Genomic DNA, 19370 nt, shown 5'->3' on the forward strand with positions numbered 1-19370 from the left:
GCTCAGCGGACCAGGCGGCTGCACGCGGTTCGCGCGGCGCCGACCCGTCCCGCGCCGCCGGTGGACATCGCCGAGGCCGAGGAGTTCCTGCGGCTCTTCCACGCCGAGAACCGGGATTCCGGATCGCTGCAGCAGCGGCTGGACCGGATGCGGTACGAGGTCGAGACCGTCGGCAGCTACCGGCACACCCCGCAGGAGCTGACCTTCGGCGCGCAGGTGGCGTGGCGCAACAACGCCCGCTGCATCGGCCGGCTGTACTGGCGGAGCCTGAAGGTGCGGGACCTGCGCGACGTGCACGACGTGTCCGCCGTCGCGGCGCACTGCGTGCAACACCTGCGGATGGCCACCAACAACGGCAAGATCCGCCCGGTGATCAGCGTGTTCCCGCCGGAGATCCCGCAGCGCCCGGCGCCGCGGATCTGGAACGAGCAGCTGATCCGCTACGCCGGCTACCGGCGCCAGGACGGCTCGGTGCTGGGCGATCCCCGGTACGCGCGCTTCACCGAGGCGTTGATCGGCTTCGGCTGGCGCCCGCCGGCCCAGCGTTCCGCCTTCGACGTGCTGCCGCTGGTGGTGGAGACCGCCGAGGAGGGGCCGCACATGTTCGCCCTGCCCGCGGAGCTGGTCAAGGAGGTTCCGCTGAGCCACCCAGAGCTGCCCTGGTTCGCCGAGCTGGGGCTGCGCTGGCACGCCGTCCCGGTGATCAGCAACATGCGGCTGCGCATCGGCGGGGTGTCGTACCCGGCGGCGCCGTTCAACGGCTGGTACATGGGGACCGAGATCGGCGCCCGGAACTTCGGCGACACCGACCGCTACGACCTCGTCCCGGTGGTGGCCGAGAAGCTCGGGCTGGACACCTCGCGCGAGGACACGCTGTGGCGGGATCGCGCGCTGGTGGAGCTCAACCGCGCGGTGCTGCACTCCTACCAGCAGGCCGGGGTGACCATCACCGACCACCACACCGAGTCGAAGCGCTTCCTGACGCACCTGGCGAAGGAGGAGGCGGCGGGCCGCAAGTGCCCGGTGGACTGGTCCTGGATCGTGCCGCCGATGTCGGGCTCGCAGACCCCGGTCTTCCACCGCTACTACGACGAAGACCAGCAGCGCCCGGACTTCCTGCTCGACGACGACGCGACCCGCCGGGCCCTCGAAGGCGGCCCGCCCCGTTTCGTCCCGCGACCGCGGTAGGGCCTGCGGATCAGTCGGCGGGCCAGGGCGCCGCCCAGGATTCGGGTTCCAGGTCGAGGGCGTTGCACAGGTAGCCGATCGTCCGGTACCAGCCGGTCAGGACGATCAGCTCCACCAGCTGCGGGGCGCTGTACCGGTCGCGCAGCCGCGCCCACATCGCGTCGTCCAGGCTCGCGGTCGCGTCGAGTTGGTCGACGGCTGCGAGCAGCGCGAGATCCGCTTCGCTCCAGGCTTCGGCGCTCGGTCGCGGCTCGGTGGTGTCCGCGAGCTGCTCGGCGCTCAGCCCCACCTGCGGGCCGTAGTGCGCGGCGTGCACTCCCCATTCGTAGCGGGCGCCGTTCCGCGCGGTGATCCGGTCGATGACGATCTCCCGGTCGCGCTCCGGGAGCCGCCCGTGGGCGAGCAGCCCGCTTCCCAGGACCCGCATCCGGGAGGCGAGCTCCGGGTTGACCTGGAGCACCCGGAACAGCAGCAGGGGATCGTGCGGGAAGTCCGGCGGGTGCCATTTGGCCAGTTCCGCAGGGTTTTCGGCGGGTGCGGGGATGCGGCTCACGGCGGCCTCCGGTGGTAGCCTCGTGCTTCGGAAAACGAAGCGTAGGTGGTTCGATTGTCGAAGCGCAAGGATTCGGGAGCGGACCCGCTGCCCGGCCGGCCGGTGCGAGGTTCGGAGTCGGGGCGCCCGGTCATGGCGGCGCTGGACCTGCTCGGCCGGCGGTGGACGCTGCGGATCCTGTGGGAACTCCACCAGCGGCCGGACGGCTTCCGCGGCCTGCAAGCCCGGTGCGACGGGATGTCCAGCAGCGTCCTCGCCACCAGGCTGAACGAGCTCACCTCGGCCAGGCTGGTCGAAGGCGGCTACCGCCTCACCGGGCTCGGCGAAGAACTGGTCGAAGCGATGGGGCCGATGGTCGAGTGGTCCCGGAGATGGGCCGACGAACTGACCTGACCGCGACCGCTCCGCGCCGCCCCAGGGGCGCGTCCGGTCGCTCCGCGCGCCGTTTTCGCAGAAAACGGCGTTCGCCACGCCTCCGAGCGCCACTTTCTCGCGAGAACGTCACCCCGTCGTGCTGGGGTTCCCGCAATTTCAATGGAAATCAGAGGTTCGATTTCCATTGAAATTGCGGTCCACCCGGGCCTTGGTCGCTCGGGTGGTGGGGAAGTCGACCTGGGGGCCCGCCACGAATGGCGCATTGACTCACCCGGTGGGTGATCAATAGCGTCAGCAATCGTTTTCCTGGACACCGATGCTTACCGGGGGTGATCGGCGTGGCGCGTCCGGAGGGGAACGTGAGCCGCCGCGGATTCCTGCGTGGCGTCGGCGCCGCCGCTCTCGCCGCTCCCGCGCTGGTCGGCTGCGCCCCGGCGCGGAATCCCCGCGAGATCACCTTCTGGAACTTCCTGGGGCCCGGCGGCGAACCGAAGGCGCGCAGCGACTGGGTCGTGCGGCTGGCCGCCGAGTGGAACGCCACCCACGACGTCAAGGTCCGGCTGCGCTACGTGCCGACCAAGGACTACACCTCCGGGCCGACGCTGCAGACCTCGTTCAGCGCGGGCGCCGGGCCGGACGTCTTCATGCTCAGCCCCGGCGATTTCCTGCGCTACTACAACGGCGGCGTGCTCGCCGACCTCACCCCGCACCTGGATCCCGCGGTGCGGGCCGACTTCCTGCCGCAGGTCCTGCAGACCCGGCTGGTCGACGACCGGGTCTACGGCCTGCCGATGGAGATCGAGCCGCTCGCGCTCTACTACGGCGAGGAGGCCTTCGAGCAGGCCGGGCTTTCCGAGGGCGACCTGCCGCGCACCTGGGACGACCTGATCGCGGTGGCGGAGCGGCTGACCACGCCCGACCGCTTCGGGATGCTGTTCGAGACGAATCCCGGCTACTACCAGAACTTCACCTGGTACCAGACGATGTGGATGGCCGGCGGCGAGGTGTTCGCGCCCGACCAGAGCCGTTCCGCCTTCGACGGCCCGGGCGTGCACGCCGCCCTGCGGTTCTGGCAGGACACCGTGCGGGCCGGGGTCGCGCCGCGCCGGGTGCGGGGCGCGGGCGCCAACGACACGATCTCCAACATCGCCGACGGGTACTGCGCGATGCAGCAGCTCGGGATCTGGGGCATCGCCGAAATCGCCGAGCAGGCACCGGATTTCCGCTACGGCGTCGCGCCCATGCCCGCCCCGCCCGGCGGCACCTACACCACGTCGCTGGGCAGCTGGGCGCTGGTCGCCAACGCCAAGGGCGCCAACCCGGAGGCCGCCGCCGAGTTCGTGGTGTGGGCGCTGGGTTCCACCGATCCGGCGTGCATCGAGCGGATGCGGCTGTGGAACACAGTCGCCAAGACGAACCTGCCGCCCCGCTACTCGGTGCAGCGCGCCGCCGAGGAGCACGGCGCGTTCGAGCACGGCCCGATGAAGGTGTTCGCCGAGCAGGTGATGGCCGAGGCCCGTCCCGAGCCGAGGTATCCGCCGGAGGTCTACCGGGCGGTCTCCGACGCCTTGCAGGCCTGCCACCTCGACGGCGCCGATCCGGTCGAGGCCGCCGGCGCCGCCGCCGAGCAGATCGACACGTTCCTGTCCACCTACGACGGAGCGCCGATCCATTGAGCACCCGACGAAGCGGAGACCGCAGATCCGACGCCGCCGCGGCGTTCGCCTTCCTCGCCCCGGACGGGATCGGGCTGCTGCTGTTCGTCGCGATCCCCACGGCGCTGGCGCTGGTGGTGGGCCTGTTCGACGTCGACGGCTTCGGCAACGTCGCCTGGGCCGGGCTGGACAACTTCCGGCTGATGGCCGGTGACGGCCTGCTGTGGCGCAGCTTCGGCATCACCGCCACCTACGCGGTGCTGTTCGTGCCGCTGGCGTTCGCCGCCGCGCTCGGGCTCGCGCTGCTGGTCAAGGACCACTTCCCGGGCGTCGGGATGGTGCGCGCCGCGCTGTTCCTGCCGAACGCGGTGAGCCTCGTGGTCATCGGCCTGCTGTGGCAGTTCCTGCTCGCCGACAAGACCGGCGCGGTCAGCAGGCTGACCGGCCTGGACGGCGTTTCCTGGCTCGGCGACCCGGACCTGGCGCTGATCACCCTGGTGCTGATCAGCGTGTGGTTCCTGATGGGCTACCAGATGCTCATCTTCCTCGGTGGCCTGCAGGACATCCCGCGCGAGCTGTACGACGCGGCCGTCATCGACGGCAGCGGCCCGTGGCAGCGGTTCCGCCACGTGACCTGGCCGATGCTGCGCCCGACGAGCTTCTTCGTGCTGGTCACCTCGACGATCAACGCGGTCACCGGCATGCAGGTGTTCGACCTGGTCTTCGTCACCACCTCCGGCGGCCCGGCCAACGCCACCACGACCGTCGTCTACTACGCCTACCAGCAGGCCTTCCAGTTCGGCCGGTTCGGCTACGCGGCGGCGATCTGCGCGCTGCTCGTGCTCGCCCTCGGCGCGGTCACCGGCGCCATGTTCGCCCTGACGAGGGGAGGGCGTTTCGATGCGTAGGACATCCGGCAGGGCGGTGCTCGCCTACCTGGTCGCGCTGGTGACCGTCGCGCCGCTGCTCTGGTTGCTGCTCAGCGCCTTCCGCTCGGAATCGCAGCTGTACGACCTCGGCTGGCCCCGCGAGCTGACACTGTCCAATGTGGTCTACGTGCTGACCGAGGTGCCGTTCCTGCGCTACCTCGCGAACAGCGCGATCGTGGCCGTCTCGGTCACCGTGATCGCGCTGTTCCTGCACTCGATGGCGGCCTACGCACTGGCCCGGTTGTCCTTCCGGGGCAGGGGATTCGCGTTCGCCTCGGTGGTGGCGACGCTGCTGATCTCGCTGCCGGTGATCCTGGTGCCGCTGTTCATCGTGGTCCGCGGGCTGGGCATGGTCGACACCTACGCGGGCCTGATCGTGCCGGGCCTGTTCAACGCGTTCGGCATCTTCCTGCTCCGCCAGTTCTACCTCGGGGTGCCGCGGGAGCTGGAGGAGGCGGCGCACCTCGACGGCTGCGGCCACTGGCGGATCTACTGGCACGTCGTCCTGCCGCTGAGCCGCCCGATGCTGGCGGCGCTGGCGGTGCTGTTCTTCCTGGCCAACTGGAACTCGTTCCTGTGGCCGCTGGCGGTGGCGCAGGACGAGTCGTTGCGGGTGGTCCAGGTCGGGATCGCGTCCCTGCAAGGCCAGTACGCCTCGAAGCAGCACTACGTGCTGGCGGCGGCGATGCTCGCGGCACTGCCGACGATCCTGGTCTTCCTCCTCGGCCAGCGGTGGCTGGTCGCCTCCCTCAAGACCTCCGGCCTCCGCTGACCGATCAGCCAATCTGGAGTCGCGCGGGTCGCACCCGGCGGGCTGTCGGTGCGGTGGCGTAGTTTGCCCGGAGTGCGGGCGTCGCGGTTGGTTTCGTTGCTGTGCTTGTTGCAGGTGCGGGAGGTCATGACCGGGCCGGAGCTCGCCCGCGAGCTGGAGGTCTCCGAGCGGACGGTGGCCCGCGACGTGCTCGCGCTCGCGGCGGCCGGGGTGCCGGTGTACGCGGAGCGCGGTCGGGCCGGCGGATACCGGCTGCTCGGCGGCTACCGGGCGAAGCTCAACGGGCTCCACCAGGCCGAAGCGGAGGCGCTGTTCCTCGCCGGCGTGCCGGGCCCGGCGAGCGACATGGGCCTGGGCGAAGCCGTCGCCGCCGCGAGGCTGAAGGCGTCGGCCGCGCTGGCGCCGCCGTTCCGCGATGCGCCGCAACGGGTGGGGCAGCGGTTCCACCTCGACGCGCCCCGCTGGTTCCGCGAGGCCGAAACCCCGGCGGTGCTGCCGGAACTGAGCCGGGCGGTGTGGCGCGACCGCAAGGTCGTCGCCCGCTACCGGCGCGGCGACGAGGAGGTGCGGCGCGAGCTGGACCCGTACGGGCTCGTGCTCAAGGCGGGTGTCTGGTACCTGGCGGCCCGCAGCGGCCGGCGGTTCCTGACGTACCGGGTCGACCGCTTCCGCGAGGTGGAGGTCGTCGACGACGAGTTCGCCCGCGACGAGACCTTCGACCTCCCGGCCTTCTGGGAGGAGAAGTCCGACGAGTTCTCCCGCTCCCTGCTGACCGAACGCGTCGAGATCCGGATCAGCCCGGCGGGCCTGCGGAAACTGCACGCGACGACCGACGGCGCCGCGGCCCGCGAAGCGGAAGCGGCCGCGGGCGAACCCGACGCGCGGGGCTGGGTGACCACCACGTTCCCGGTGGAATCCCTGGAAGTGGCCTACGACCAGATCCTCGCGCTGGGCCCGGAAGCGGAGGTCCTGACCCCACCGGACCTCCGCGCCCGCCTGGCCGAAGCGGCCACCCGCTTCGCCACCCTCTACGACCTCGGCTGACGCCCGGCGGTCAGCGGTAGTCGGCCGGGCTGCCGGGGTTGCCGGGCCATTCGACTTCGAGGACGTAGCGCCAGGCGTCCGGCTGGGAGCCGTCCGCGTCCGTGAAGCCGTAGACCTTCGCGAGATGCCCGCTGGACAGCGACTCCTTGTTCCAGCGGGCCACCTCCGGGTCCGTCGCCAGCGCGACCACCGCGCGGCCGACGAACTGCGGCGATTCGGAGATGCCGAAACCCTCCGGCGCCGTCGTGGACTCCCGCCAGTTCTCCTCGGTCACGCCGAAGAGTTCGAGCATCATCTCCGACCGCAGCCAGCCCGGCGTCAGCGAAACCGCCGTGCCGCCGTGCTTCTCCAGCTCCTCGCCCTGCGCCCGGGCGAGGCGGTGCGCGGCGACCTTGACGATGTCGAAGAACGCGCCGCCCTCGCTGCGGTAGTACTGGTCGTGGACCTCCGCGGTGCCGTCGGTGAGCTCCACGACCAGCCCGCCCGGGCGCTTGCTCAGCAGCGCCAGCGCGAAGTGGCTGGTGATCATGTGCGCCTCGATGCCGACCCGCAGCCGCTGCAGGCCCTTCGCCAGGTCCTGCTCCCAGATCGGCTTGTGCCAGTCCATCAGGTTCTCGCCGCCGAGGTCGTTGATCAGGATGTCCAGCCTGCCCTGCTCCGCCTCGATCCGCCGGACCAGCTCGCGGACCTGGTCCGGGTCGGTGTGGTCGACCTGGACCGCGATGCCGGTGCCGCCGGCCCGGGTCACCAGCTCGGCAGTGTCCTCAATGGTCTCCGGCCGGTCGTAGTCCGAGCGCTGCGCCCGGGTGCTGCGCCCGGTCCCGTAGACCGTCGCGCCGGCCGCCCCCAGCTCCACGGCGATGCCGCGGCCCGCACCGCGGGTCGCCCCGGCCACCAGCGCGACCTTGCCGTGCAGTTGTCCACTCATGTCTGCGATTCCTCCTCTTCCCGAACGGTTCGGAAGCGAACCTGCCAGCGAATCCGGACACCTGCGGTCAGGATTCCCCGGCGGGTTCCGGACCACTCGTCGCAGCTCCGCCATGCGAAAGGAGTTCATGCACCGGCTCTTCTGCCTGCCTCGACCGGGTGAGCGGTACTCGGGGTACGGTATTGGTGGTGATCACGTCCGCGACGTGATCGCCACCAAGGGGAGGAACAAGACTGGGCTCGCTGCGGCGGACGGACCCGCCGGGCGGCGGTGAAAGCGGTCGGGACGGAAGCGACGAGGTGCGCGGCACAACACACCTGCTGAAACTCCCGGCGTGGCTGCTGGACGCGGGGGCGGTTGCTTGCCTACCGTCCGGACCGGGCACGGGAACGGCCGAAGCTCGCATCACGCACCGACAGCGACCGGGGGAACCCGCGTCGGCGACGACCGGTACCGCGGCCGCCCCGGCGGTCGACGCAGAGAGCACAGAGCCACGATCAGGAAGGCGGATCCGATGACGCCCCCGCACAACTATCTCGCGGTGATCAAGGTCGTCGGCATCGGCGGCGGCGGCGTCAACGCCGTGAACCGCATGATCGAGGTCGGGCTCAAAGGTGTCGAGTTCATCGCGGTGAACACCGACGCGCAGGCCCTGCTGATGTCGGATGCCGACGTGAAGCTCGACATCGGCCGCGAGCTGACCCGCGGCCTCGGAGCCGGTGCGGCTCCGGAGGTCGGCCACAAGGCCGCCGAAGATCACAAGGAAGAGATCGAAGAGGTCCTCAAGGGCGCCGACATGGTGTTCGTGACCGCCGGCGAGGGCGGCGGCACCGGCACCGGCGGCGCGCCCGTCGTGGCGTCGATCGCGCGCAAGCTCGGCGCGCTGACCATCGGCGTGGTCACCCGGCCGTTCTCCTTCGAGGGCAAGCGCCGCGCGGCCCAGGCCGAACAGGGCATCAAGGAGCTGCGCGACTGCTGCGACACGCTCATCGTCATCCCGAACGACCGGCTGCTGCAGCTCGGCGACATCGGGGTGAGCCTGATGGACGCCTTCCGGTCCGCGGACGAGGTGCTGCTCTCCGGTGTCCAGGGCATCACCGACCTGATCACCACCCCGGGTCTGATCAACCTCGACTTCGCCGACGTCAAGAGCGTCATGTCCGGCGCGGGCAGCGCGCTGATGGGCATCGGCTCAGCGCGCGGCGAGGGACGGGCGGTGCAGGCCGCGCAGAAGGCGATCAACTCGCCGCTGCTGGAGGCGTCCATGGAGGGCGCGCACGGAGTGCTGCTGGCGATAGCGGGCGGTTCCGACCTCGGGCTGTTCGAGATCAACGAGTCGGCGTCGCTGGTGCAGGAATCCGCGCACCCCGAGGCCAACATCATCTTCGGCACGGTCATCGACGACTCGCTCGGCGACGAGGTGCGGGTGACCGTGATCGCGGCCGGGTTCGACTCCGGCACGCCCACCCACAAGAAGCTCGAACCGACGAAGGTCGGCGCGCGCACCGAGGAGCCCGAGCCCGCTCCGGTCCCGGAGAAGCCCACACCGCAGCCGGTGGCGAGCGAGCCCGCACCGCCGCAGCAGCCCGCGCCGCAGCCGCCGCAGCAGTCGACCCCGGCTCCGCAGCCCGCGCCGCCGGTGCAGCCCACTCCGCAGCCCGCTCCGCAGGCGGAACAGCCAGCGGCCCAGCCGGTTCCGGCGCAGCCGGAGCCCGCGCCGGAACCGCCGCAGCGGCCGAACCTCGGCCAGCGGTCCGGGCTGTTCGGCAGCGACGGCTCCTCGACCGGGCAGCAGAACGTCTCGGTGCCCACCCGCGCCACCGGCGGTTATCCGACGCACAGCGGTACCTCCGCCACGGGCCGCCCCGGTGCGCTGCCCAACCGCGGCATCCCGGTCAACGACGACACCGACGACGACGTCGACATACCGCCCTTCATGCGTCGCTGAAGCGCGGTGCCCGCACCGCGCGGCGCATGAGCGAGAATCGACACCGGAAACACCGCGTTTCCGGTGTCGACTTGTGTTCGGGAGGCTGAGCAGCAGTGCGGATTCGGCGCGTGATCACCACGCGGGAGGGCGGGAGTTCCCGGCCGCCCTTCGACACCTTCAACCTGGGCGGCCGGGTCGGTGACGACCCCGCGGCCCTGGCGGCGAACCAGCGCAAGCTGGCCGACGGCATCGGCCTGCCCGAAGAGCGTCTGGTGTGGATGGAGCAGATCCACGGGCGCACCGCGACCATCGTCGACGGGCCGCAGCCGGCGCCGGTGGAGGCGACCGATGCGCTGGTGACCGCCGAGCCGAAGCTGGCGCTGATCGCCCTCACCGCGGACTGCGTGCCGGTGCTGCTCGGCGACCCGGAGACCGGCGTGGTCTCGGCGGTGCACGCCGGCCGGGTCGGCGCGCGCGTGGGAGTGCTCGTCGCGGCGCTGAAGGCGATGCAGGAAGCGGGCGCGCGACTGGACCGGATCGAGGCGCTGCTCGGCCCGGCGGCCTGCGGCGAGTGCTACGAGGTGCCTGCCGAGATGCAGGCCGACGTCGAGAAGCACCTGCCGGGGAGCGCGTGCAAGACCCGCAAGGGCACCGCCGGGCTCGACCTGCGAGCGGGGCTCTGGGAGCAGCTGGCCGCGGCCGGGATCGCCAAGATCGGCGTCGATCCGCGCTGCACCATGGAATCCCCGGAGCTCTACAGCCATCGCCGCGACAACGGCCGCACCGGCCGGTTCGCCGCGGTGATCTGGGCCGAGCCGGAGGAGACCGAGTGAGCGAGGAGCTGCGGCGGGCCGAGCTGGCGGAGTCGCTTCGGGAGGTCCGCGACCGGGTCGACCGCGCCTGCCGGGCGGCGGGGCGCGAGCCCGACGAGGTCGAGTTGCTCGCGGTGACGAAGACCTTCCCGGCATCGGACGTGGCGCTGCTGGCCGATCTCGGGCTGACCGAGTTCGCCGAGAACCGGGAGCAGGAGGCGCGCGGCAAGGTCGCCGAGTTCGCCGAGCTGCGGCCGGCGGCGGAGGCGCACTGGCACATGGTCGGGCAGCTGCAGCGGAACAAGGCCCGGGCCGTGGTCCGCTGGGCCGACGTGGTCGAGTCGGTGGACAGCGAGCGGCTCGTCGAGGCGCTGGGCCGGGCCGCCGCGAACGCCCTGGACGCGGGGGAGCGCGAGCGTCCGCTGGACGTCCTCGTGCAGGTGGGCCTGGACGAGGCGACCGGGCGCGGCGGCTGCCGTCCGGATGACGTGCCGGCGCTGGCCGATATGATCACGCGTACGAGTGGTCTTAGGCTGCGTGGCGTGATGGCCGTCGCCCCGTTGGGTGGCGAACCCGATGTGGCTTTTGCCACACTTTCCAAGATCTCCGAGCGCTTGCGCCGTGATCACCCCGAAGCTGGCGAAGTGTCGGCGGGGATGTCCGGCGACCTGGAAAGTGCCGTTGCCCACGGCTCGACCCGGGTGCGTGTCGGAACCGCGCTGCTCGGTGGGCGGCGGTTAACCTCGCCATAGCCGTGAACAGGGGGGTCGAAGGCCGGCCGCCTCGTGCTCGGTGCTAAGGAGTCGCAGAGGAAGGGCATGCCGATGAGCGCTTTGCACAAGTTGAAGGCCTACTTCGGCATGGTCCCGGCCGACGAGGTGGACGACTACGACGACGAGCCCGGCTATCGCGATCGGTACTCCGACGCCGATCGCGATGCCTATGACGGCCCGTCGGATCGGGTCGGCGCGCGTCGCCGGGTCGGCACCCGCGGCGGCTACCAGGCAGAGGCCGAGGCGGAAGCGGACAGCTTCGTCGAGGAGTACCGCGAGCCTGCGGCGCGTCCCCGGCGGCAGTGGACACCGGACGCGCCGATTCGCAGCGTGACACCGGCCGACCCGCCGCGGGAGTCCGTCTCCCGGCTGCGGGCGGTCACCGACACGGGCACCCAGTTCAACTTGAGCAAGATCACAACGCTGCACCCGCGCAGCTACAGCGAGGCCCGCACGATCGGCGAGCAGTACCGGGACGGCACGCCGGTGATCATGAACCTGACCGAGATGGAGGAGGCCGACGCCAAGCGCCTGGTCGACTTCGCCGCAGGTCTGGCGTTCGCGCTGCGGGGCTCGATCGAGAAGGTCACGAACCGCGTGTTCTTGCTCTCACCGCCGAACGTGGACGTCGCGGCGGAGGACAAGCGGCGGCTGGCCGAGGGTGCCTTTTTCAACTACGGGTGAGTGGTGGCACAGTTGAAGCGTGAACCCGGTGCAGATCGTCCTGTTTTACGTTCTGTTCTTCTTCTGGCTGCTGCTCACGGCCCGTATCGTGATCGAACTCGTTCGAGTGTTCGCTCGCGATTGGCGGCCCGTCGGAGGGGTTGCAATCGCGTTGGAGAGCATCTACACAGTGACCGACCCACCCGTAAAGTTGGTGCGTCGGGTGATTCCGACGGTCCGGATCGGCGGCGTCGGACTGGACCTATCGATTATGGTGCTGCTGCTGGTCGTGTTCATACTGATGCGACTGGTGCAGCCCGGGTGACGGGGAACCCGGGCTACCCGCAGCCGAGGAGTGCGTGAGGTGATCTTGTGGGCCTGACCCCCGCCGACGTGCATAACGTCGCGTTTAGCAAACCTCCGATCGGTAAGCGGGGCTACAACGAGGACGAGGTGGACGCATTCCTCGACCTGGTTGAAGCCGAGCTTGCCCGGCTGGTGGAGGAGAACAACGACCTGCGCAGCCAGGTGGAGCAGCTGGAGTCCCAGCTGCAGACCGCGCAGGTCGACTTGGACGACGCGCGCAGCCAGGCCGCGTCGGTTCCCTCGACCCCGGCCGCCCCACCGGAGGAACCGCGCCGGCTTACCCCGGTCCCGGCGCCGACCGCCGCCGAGCAGACGTCCCCGGGCGGTGACCACCACGTGCAGGCCGCCAAGGTGCTGGGCCTCGCACAGGAGATGGCCGACCGGCTGACCGGTGAGGCCAAGGCCGAGGCCGACGGCATGTTGTCCGAGGCGCGGACGAAGTCCGAGCAGCTGCTGTCCGAAGCGCGCTCGAAGTCCGACAGCATGGTCAACGAGTCCCGGACCCGTGCCGAGACGATGCTCAACGACGCCCGCACGCGGGCCGAGACGCTGGAGCGGCAAGCCCGCGACAAGGCGGCGAGCCTGGAGCGCGACGCGCAGCGCAAGCACGCCGAGGTGATGGGCAACATCACGTCGGAGAAGAACGCCCTCGAGAAGAAGATCGAGACCCTGCGCACGTTCGAGCGCGAGTACCGCACTCGACTGCAGACCTACCTGGAGTCGCAGCTTCGCGAACTGCAGGACCGGGGCTCGGCCGCGCCCGCCGACAGCAGCGGCAGCCGGTCGTCCGGTCAGCAGGCCAGCTACAGCTTCGGGGCGCGCGCAGCCGAAGCAGGCTGAGCGAGTTCGTCCGCATCGGCGGCGACGGGCTGAACCGCCCGTCGCCGCTGACGTGCATCGGGGGCGTTCGGCGAGGGGCGTGAGGTCGCGTGCTGTTGGTCGTGCTGCTGCTGGTCCTGGTGGCCGGTGGTGTTCTGGCCGGGGCGGTCGCCGCGGGCGAACCGGATCTGGCGTGGCTGTCGGTGCTGATCAGCGTCGTCGGCGTGGCGCTGCTGGTCGCCGATCGGCGGCGGCGCCGGGCCGGGCCGCGCGAGCGGCCGGCGGCGGAGCCCGCGCCGGTAGACGGCAAGGAGCCGGGCGAGGAGCGCAGCAACGCCGCGGAAGCGGCGGATCCGGGCGCCGAGGTGCTGGTGCTCGATGAACGGCCGCGCTACCACGTGCGCACCTGCGAGTGGATCGGTGATCGGAAGACGATCGCGTTGCCGCTGCGCGAGGCCAGGGAGCTCGGCTTCACGCCGTGCGCCCGCTGCGCGCCGAACGCGACGCTGGCCGCCGAGGTCCGCCGCGCGTAGCAGTTTCAATTGAACCTCCGCCCTCCCCGGGGCTCGGGGACGGTTCCGGGTGAAACCGCGCACCGGTGAAAACCGCTGGCGGGCGCCCGGTACCCTGGACTGACCAGGCAATGATCCGGCCATCACCGGGGAGCCTCCGGAAGAACGGGTGCCCGGCCTGGGCGCCTCAGTAGAACCGGACGGGTCCAGCCCGTCACAGCTGGCAACGAGTGGTCGTCGGCGTCGTTCGGCGGCAAGCGGGGTGGTACCGCGGATCTCGTGCGGGCATGCGCGCGAGGTGTCGTCCCCGCGTGGGCACCGGAGTTTCGGTGACCGTGCGGCGGAAACGACACACCGCGAGGAGCACAACCGCGATGGCTTATCCCAAGGTTCAGTTCGGCGACGCCGGTGAGCGCGGCGTGGCAGCCCAGCCCGTGTTCCCCGAGATCGAGCGCCAGGTGCTGGATTTCTGGGCCGACGACAAGACCTTCCGGGCCTCGGTGCAGGCCCGCGAGGCCGGCGCCAACGGCGCCAACGAGTTCGTCTTCTACGACGGGCCGCCGTTCGCCAACGGGCTGCCGCACTACGGGCACCTGCTGACCGGCTACGTCAAGGACGTGGTGCCGCGCTACCAGACCATGCGCGGCCGCCGGGTGGAGCGCCGGTTCGGCTGGGACTGCCACGGGCTGCCCGCCGAGGTGGAGGCGGAGAAGCAGCTCGGCATCACGTCGAAGTCCGAGATCGAGCAGATGGGCGTCGCCGCGTTCAACGACGCGTGCCGGGCCTCGGTGCTGCGCTACACCGCCGAGTGGGAGGACTACGTCACCCGGCAGGCCCGGTGGGTGGACTTCGACAACGACTACAAGACGCTCGACCTGGACTACATGGAAAGCGTCATGTGGGCCTTCAAGACCCTGTGGGACAAGGGTCTGGTCTACGAGGGCTTCCGGGTGCTCTGGTACTGCTGGCGGTGCGAGACGCCGCTGTCCAACACCGAGACCAAGATGGACGACGTCTACCGCCAGCGACAGGACCCGGCGGTGACCGTGGGCCTGCGGCTCAACGCGCCGGGCAAGGCCTTCGACGGCGCGCTGGCCCTGGTGTGGACGACGACCCCGTGGACCATGCCGTCGAACTTCGCAGCGGCCGTGCACCCGGACGTGGACTACGTGCTGGTCGCGCCGCCCAACGCCACCGAGCGCTACGTGCTGGCCGAGGCGCGGCTCGGCGCGTACGCGCGGGAGCTCGGCGAGGACGTGGCCGAGCACGTGGTGGAGCGGGTCAAGGGGGCCGACCTGCTCGGTGTCCGCTACACACCGCCGTTCGACTTCTTCGTCGGCAACCGCAATGCCCACCAGGTGCTGCCCGGGGAGTTCGTCACCACCGAGGACGGCACCGGAATCGTGCACATCGCGCCGTTCGGTGAGGACGACAAGGCCGTCACCGATGCGGCGGATGTCGAGCTGGCGGTCCCGGTCGACGCCCACGGCAAGTTCACCGCCGAGGCTCCGCCTTACGAGGGCCAGCACATCTTCGACGCCAACAAGCAGATCATCCGCGATCTCAAGGACGCCGGGCTCCTGCTGCGGCACGAGACCTACGACCACCCGTACCCGCACTGCTGGCGCTGCGACAACCCGCTCATCCAGCGTCCGGTGTCCTCCTGGTTCGTGGCGGTCAGCCAGTTCAAGGACCGGATGGTCGAGCTGAACCGGCAGATCAACTGGGTGCCGGGGCACATCCGGGACGGCCAGTTCGGCAAGTGGCTGGAGAACGCCCGCGACTGGAACATCTCCCGCAACCGGTACTGGGGTTCGCCGATCCCGGTGTGGGTCTCCGACGACCCGGCCTACCCGCGCACCGACGTCTACGGCTCGCTGGACGAGCTGGAGCGCGACTTCGGGGTGCGGCCGGCGAACCTGCACCGCCCGGAGATCGACGACCTGACCCGGCCGAACCCGGACGACCCGACCGGGAAGTCGACGATGCGCCGGGTGCCGGAGGTGCTGGACTGCTGGTTCGAATCCGGCTCGATGCCGTTCGCCCAGGTGCACTACCCGTTCGAGAACTCGGAGTGGTTCGAGCACCACTACCCGGGCGACTTCATCGTCGAGTACAACGGCCAGACCCGCGGCTGGTTCTACCTGCTGCACGTGCTGGCGACGGCGCTGTTCGACCGGCCGGCGTTCACCAACGTGCTGGCGCACGGCATCGTGCTGGGCGACGACGGCCTGAAGATGTCGAAGTCCAAGCGCAACTACCCGGACGTCAACGAGGTCTTCGACCGCGACGGCTCCGACGCGATGCGCTGGTTCCTGATGGCCAGCCCGATCCTGCGCGGCGGCGACCTGGTGGTCACCGAGCGCGGCATCCGGGACGCGGTGCGCCAGGCGGTGCTGCCGCTGTGGAACTCCTGGTACTTCCTGGCGCTGTACGCAAACGCCGAGGGCGTCTCCGGCGAGTCCAAGGTGGACAGCGAGCACGTGCTGGACCGGTACGTCCTGGCCAAGACGCACGAGCTGGTCGGCGACGTGCAGTCCGCGATGGACTCGTTCGACCTCGCGGGTGCCTGCTCGGAGGTGCGGGACTTCCTGGAGGTGCTGACCAACTGGTACGTGCGCCGGTCCCGCGACCGCTTCTGGGCGGGTGACCGGGACGCGATCAACACGCTGCACACCGTGCTGGAGGTGACCTGCCGGGTGGTGGCGCCGATGCTGCCGCTGACCGCGGAGGCGGTCTGGCGCGGGCTGACCGGCGGTCGCTCGGTGCACCTGGCGGACTGGCCGCTGGTCGACGAGCTGCCCGCGGACGCCGCGCTGGTGACCGCGATGGACGAGGTGCGCCAGGTGTGCTCGTCGGTGTCGAGGCTGCGCAAGTCCAACAACCTCCGGGTGCGGTTGCCGCTGGCCAAGCTCGTGGTCGCCACCCCGGACGCGGAGGCGCTGCGGCCCTTCGCGGACCTGATCCGCGACGAGGTCAACGTCAAGGACCTGGAGCTGAGCACCGACGTCGCCGCGCACGGTCACTTCGAGATCGCGGTGAACGCGCGGGCCGCCGGTCCGCGGCTGGGCCGCGACGTGCAGAAGGTGATCAAGGCGGTGAAGTCGGGCGAGTGGCAGCGTACCGGCGGCACCGTGGTCGCGGCGGGCATCGAGCTGCAGGAGAACGAGTTCGACGAGCGGCTGGTCTCCACCGACCCCGGCGCGGCCTCGGCGCTGCCCGGCGGCAAGGGCCTGGTGGTGCTGGACACCGAGGTGACCCCGGGGCTGGCGGCCGAGGGCCTGGCCCGCGACGTGGTCCGCGTCGTCCAGCAGGCCCGCAAGGAGGCGGACTTCCAGGTCTCCGACCGGATCGCGGTGGCGATCTCGGCCCCGGCCGAGGTCCTGTCGGCCGTCGCCGAGCACCGCGAGTTCATCGCCGCCGAAACGCTGGCGAACGCGGTCGAGTCCGGCGACGTGGCGGACGGTTTCACCGGTACCGTCGGTGACGGCACCGAGATCAAGATCGGTGTCACCAAGGCCTGATCCCGCGAGGTCGAGGGCGCTTTCCACCGGATTTCCCGGCGGGAAGCGCCCTTCGCGCTTCCCGGGGTCGGTGTGACCAAGGCCGCTCCCACGATCCGGGATCACTGTTGTCCGGCGCCGCGGCGGTTTCCTAAGGTCCGTAGTCGAAGGTCATGAGCGCCAGCGTCAAGCCCCGGCTTGCTGGCCGGCAACCCTCCAACCGCGGTGGGGTGCCCCGGGTGAGGACCTGGCCGGTCGTGCAGGGCGATCCGGCAAGCGCGGACCCCTCCTGGGCGGGTCCGATGAGGCCCCCGAGGAGGCCGTCATGTCTTCTGCCGTCATCGACATCCCGAAGCAGTCCGATGTGGACTACCGGATCCCCGCTGTCGTCGGCCGCTCGCTGCAGGTCCCGCTGGTCACCGGCGAGCACATCGGATACGCGAACCTCGATCACGGGGCGAGCGCGCCTTGTCTGGAGCCGGTGCAGTCGGCAGTGGACGAGCTGCTGCCCTGGTACGCGAGCGTGCACCGCGGCGCCGGGTTCGCCTCCCAGGTGTGCACCCGGGTATACGAGGGCGCCCGGGACAAGCTCCGGACCTTCGTCGGCGCCCGGCGAACCGACTCGGTGATCTTCACCCGCAACACCACCGATGCCCTGAACCTGCTGGGGCGGGCGCTGCCGCGCGGCACCTCCGTCGTCGTCTTCGACACCGAGCACCACGCCGCGCTGCTGCCCTGGTCGGGTCCGCGGGTGCGCCGCCTGCCCGCGCCGGAGACCCCGGCGGACGCGGTCGCCGCGCTCGACGCCGCGCTGGCCGAATGCCCGGAGGGGCCGCGGCTGGCGGTGATCACGGGCGCCTCCAACGTCACCGGCGAGGTGTGGCCGGTCGCCGAGCTCGCGAAGGCAGCGCGGCGGCGCGGGGCGCGCACCGTGCTGGACGCCGCGCAGCTCGCGCCGCACCGGCCGGTGCGGATCGGCGAGCTCGATGTCGACTACGTCGCGATCTCCGGGCACAAGCTCTACGCCCCGTTCGGCGCGGGCGCGCTGATCGGCCGCGCGGACTGGCTCAACGCCGCCGAGCCGTACCTGGCGGGCGGCGGCGCGACCCGGCTGGTGCAGGAGCGGTCGGTCAGCTGGACGACCGGGCCGGAGCGGCACGAGGCCGGTTCGCCGAACACCGTCGGCGTGCACGCGCTGGCCAAGGCCTGCGAGACCCTCGCGGCCAACTGGCCGGACGTCGTCGAGCACGAGGAGACGCTGCTGCGCCGGCTGCGGGCCGGGCTGCGCGGCGTGCCAGGGCTGCGCGAGCTGCGGTTGTTCGACGCCGATCACGACCGGGTCGGCGTGGTGAGCTTCACCATCGACGGTCAGGACCCCGGCCTGCTGGCCGCGGCGCTTTCCGCGGAGCACGGCATCGGCGTCCGCGACGGCTTGTTCTGCGCGCACGTGGCCACGCGGCGGCTGCTCTCGCGGGCGGGCTCGGACGCCGACCGCGCGGTGCGCGTCAGCGTCGGGCTGGGCACGACGGCGGAGCACATCGACCGCCTGGTGAACGCGCTGCGGCGGCTGGTGGCAGTGGGTCCGGTCTGGCGCTACGAGCAGGTCGACGGCCGCTGGGTGCCGGTCAACGACCCGCGCCCGCTGCCGGACTTCCTCGGCTGACCGGGACCCGGCTCTGCCTGCCCGTGAGCGTTTTGGGGCGTTCTGGCACCCCAATGCGCTCACGGTACTTGACCAGTGGAAACGGGGCCTCGTGGGCGAAGCGGGACGCAGGGGTGCCGGCCTCGGGGTGACGGTGTGTTCAAGGGCGCATCGCGGGGAGTGGTCCTGCCGGACCGCGTGCGGGCGGGTTCAGGGACAATGGCTGGCGTGAGCACCGAGCAGTCCTCCCCGAGGGAGTCCTCAGCAGAGCAGGCGGGCACCGAGCCGACCCCCGCGGAACAGGCACCCGAGACGCAGGCCGAGGCGGTGGAGCCGCCCAAGCGCGCCTCCGGGAAGCTGCTCGGGTTGCTGGGCGGGGTCGCCGTGGTGGCCCTGGCCATCGACATCCTCACCAAGGTCGCCGTGGTCGCCAACCTGGAGGGCGAGCAGCCGGTCGAGTTGTTCGGCGGCCTGCTCTACCTCGACGTGCTGCGCAACCCCGGTGCCGCGTTCTCGCTGGCCACCGGCATGACCTGGCTGCTCGCGCTGCTCGCCATCGCGGTCGTCGGCGTGATCATCTGGCTGGCGCCGAAGCTGCGCTCGCCGGGCTGGGCGGTGGGGCTCGGCCTGGTGCTCGGCGGTGCCTGCGGCAACCTGGTCGACCGGATCTTCCGAGCCCCCGGACCGCTGCAGGGGCACGTGGTGGACTTCCTGTCGGTGTTCGCGCCGGGCGGCGCGGTGTGGCCGGTGTTCAACGTCGCCGACTCCTGCATCGTCTGCGGCGGCATCCTGGTCGTGCTGATGTCGCTGCTGGGCCGCGACTACGACGGCACGGTGCACCGCAAGAAGAAGGCAGCGCAGTCGTGAGCGATCTTCGGACGCTGCCGGTTCCCGACGGGCTGGACG

The 19370-nt window shown here is 71.1% G+C and carries 18 protein-coding genes and 1 riboswitch; of the genes, 16 read left to right on the forward strand and 2 right to left on the reverse strand.

Translation table 11 applies throughout. From position 1 onward, the window contains the following. Window positions 1–18: 18 nt before the first annotated feature. A complete protein-coding gene (locus ACWEV3_RS21150; protein WP_452615594.1) occupies window positions 19–1188 on the forward strand; it encodes a nitric oxide synthase oxygenase in 1170 nt (389 codons plus the stop codon). Window positions 1189–1198: 10 nt separating this feature from the next. Here ACWEV3_RS21150 and ACWEV3_RS21155 read toward each other — a convergent pair whose 3' ends face one another. Then, window positions 1199–1741: a carboxymuconolactone decarboxylase family protein gene (locus ACWEV3_RS21155; protein ID WP_452615530.1), complete on the reverse strand. Its 543-nt coding sequence runs from the start codon at window positions 1739–1741 to the stop codon at window positions 1199–1201. 54 nt (window positions 1742–1795) lie between these two features. Between ACWEV3_RS21155 and ACWEV3_RS21160 the strand changes: the two genes are divergently transcribed. From ACWEV3_RS21160 to ACWEV3_RS21180, 5 genes are all read left to right on the forward strand, one after another. Continuing rightward, window positions 1796–2134 carry a winged helix-turn-helix transcriptional regulator gene (locus ACWEV3_RS21160; protein ID WP_358576590.1) on the forward strand — a complete coding sequence of 113 codons (339 nt, stop codon included), beginning with the start codon at window positions 1796–1798 and terminating at the stop codon, window positions 2132–2134. Window positions 2135–2454: 320 nt separating this feature from the next. Beyond that, window positions 2455–3792, forward strand: a complete 1338-nt coding sequence (locus ACWEV3_RS21165; RefSeq protein ID WP_452615531.1) for an ABC transporter substrate-binding protein — start codon at window positions 2455–2457, stop codon at window positions 3790–3792. Then, a complete protein-coding gene (locus tag ACWEV3_RS21170) occupies window positions 3789–4679 on the forward strand; it encodes a carbohydrate ABC transporter permease (protein WP_358576588.1) in 891 nt (296 codons plus the stop codon). The genes ACWEV3_RS21165 and ACWEV3_RS21170 overlap by 4 nt, the downstream gene beginning before the upstream one ends. After that, the gene (locus tag ACWEV3_RS21175; RefSeq protein ID WP_452615532.1) at window positions 4672–5472 is read left to right on the forward strand and encodes a carbohydrate ABC transporter permease; all 801 of its coding nucleotides are present in this window, start codon (window positions 4672–4674) and stop codon (window positions 5470–5472) included. The genes ACWEV3_RS21170 and ACWEV3_RS21175 overlap by 8 nt, the downstream gene beginning before the upstream one ends. Window positions 5473–5544: 72 nt before the next feature. Further along, window positions 5545–6516 carry a helix-turn-helix transcriptional regulator gene (locus ACWEV3_RS21180; protein WP_452615533.1) on the forward strand — a complete coding sequence of 324 codons (972 nt, stop codon included), beginning with the start codon at window positions 5545–5547 and terminating at the stop codon, window positions 6514–6516. A 10-nt stretch (window positions 6517–6526) separates the two neighbouring features. Here the strand turns inward: ACWEV3_RS21180 and ACWEV3_RS21185 are convergent, their stop codons facing one another. Continuing rightward, window positions 6527–7444: an SDR family oxidoreductase gene (locus tag ACWEV3_RS21185; protein WP_452615534.1), complete on the reverse strand. Its 918-nt coding sequence runs from the start codon at window positions 7442–7444 to the stop codon at window positions 6527–6529. Window positions 7445–7958: 514 nt separating this feature from the next. On the opposite strand from ACWEV3_RS21185, the gene ftsZ reads away from it, so the two are divergent. The 10 genes from ftsZ to lspA all read left to right on the forward strand — a co-directional run bounded on the left by ftsZ (window position 7959) and on the right by lspA (window position 19331). Further along, window positions 7959–9392, forward strand: a complete 1434-nt coding sequence (gene ftsZ / locus ACWEV3_RS21190) for a cell division protein FtsZ (RefSeq protein WP_452615535.1) — start codon at window positions 7959–7961, stop codon at window positions 9390–9392. Window positions 9393–9502: 110 nt separating this feature from the next. Further along, window positions 9503–10207: a peptidoglycan editing factor PgeF gene (gene pgeF / locus ACWEV3_RS21195; protein WP_452615536.1), complete on the forward strand. Its 705-nt coding sequence runs from the start codon at window positions 9503–9505 to the stop codon at window positions 10205–10207. Then, the gene (locus ACWEV3_RS21200) at window positions 10204–10938 is read left to right on the forward strand and encodes a YggS family pyridoxal phosphate-dependent enzyme (protein WP_452615537.1); all 735 of its coding nucleotides are present in this window, start codon (window positions 10204–10206) and stop codon (window positions 10936–10938) included. The genes pgeF and ACWEV3_RS21200 overlap by 4 nt, the downstream gene beginning before the upstream one ends. 72 nt (window positions 10939–11010) lie before the next feature. Then, window positions 11011–11643 carry a cell division protein SepF gene (locus ACWEV3_RS21205; RefSeq protein WP_452615538.1) on the forward strand — a complete coding sequence of 211 codons (633 nt, stop codon included), beginning with the start codon at window positions 11011–11013 and terminating at the stop codon, window positions 11641–11643. Between the two features lie 19 nt (window positions 11644–11662). Next, window positions 11663–11947, forward strand: a complete 285-nt coding sequence (locus ACWEV3_RS21210) for a YggT family protein (protein WP_093160639.1) — start codon at window positions 11663–11665, stop codon at window positions 11945–11947. Between the two features lie 47 nt (window positions 11948–11994). Next, the gene (gene wag31 / locus ACWEV3_RS21215) at window positions 11995–12828 is read left to right on the forward strand and encodes a DivIVA-like cell division protein Wag31 (RefSeq protein ID WP_358576575.1); all 834 of its coding nucleotides are present in this window, start codon (window positions 11995–11997) and stop codon (window positions 12826–12828) included. Between the two features lie 89 nt (window positions 12829–12917). Further along, on the forward strand, window positions 12918–13340 hold the full coding sequence (locus ACWEV3_RS21220) for a hypothetical protein (protein ID WP_452615539.1): 423 nt from the start codon (window positions 12918–12920) through the stop codon (window positions 13338–13340). A 353-nt stretch (window positions 13341–13693) separates the two neighbouring features. After that, complete coding sequence (ileS, locus tag ACWEV3_RS21225) at window positions 13694–16843, forward strand: isoleucine--tRNA ligase (RefSeq protein WP_452615540.1); 3150 nt, start codon at window positions 13694–13696, stop codon at window positions 16841–16843. 148 nt (window positions 16844–16991) lie between these two features. Beyond that, window positions 16992–17107, forward strand: a riboswitch (SAM riboswitch). A gap of 40 nt (window positions 17108–17147) precedes the next feature. After that, the gene (locus ACWEV3_RS21230; protein ID WP_452615541.1) at window positions 17148–18485 is read left to right on the forward strand and encodes an aminotransferase class V-fold PLP-dependent enzyme; all 1338 of its coding nucleotides are present in this window, start codon (window positions 17148–17150) and stop codon (window positions 18483–18485) included. Window positions 18486–18683: 198 nt separating this feature from the next. Further along, the gene (lspA, locus tag ACWEV3_RS21235) at window positions 18684–19331 is read left to right on the forward strand and encodes a signal peptidase II (protein WP_452615542.1); all 648 of its coding nucleotides are present in this window, start codon (window positions 18684–18686) and stop codon (window positions 19329–19331) included. Window positions 19332–19370 lie beyond the last annotated feature (39 nt).

This window comes from Saccharopolyspora sp. NPDC003752, from assembly GCF_053605825.1.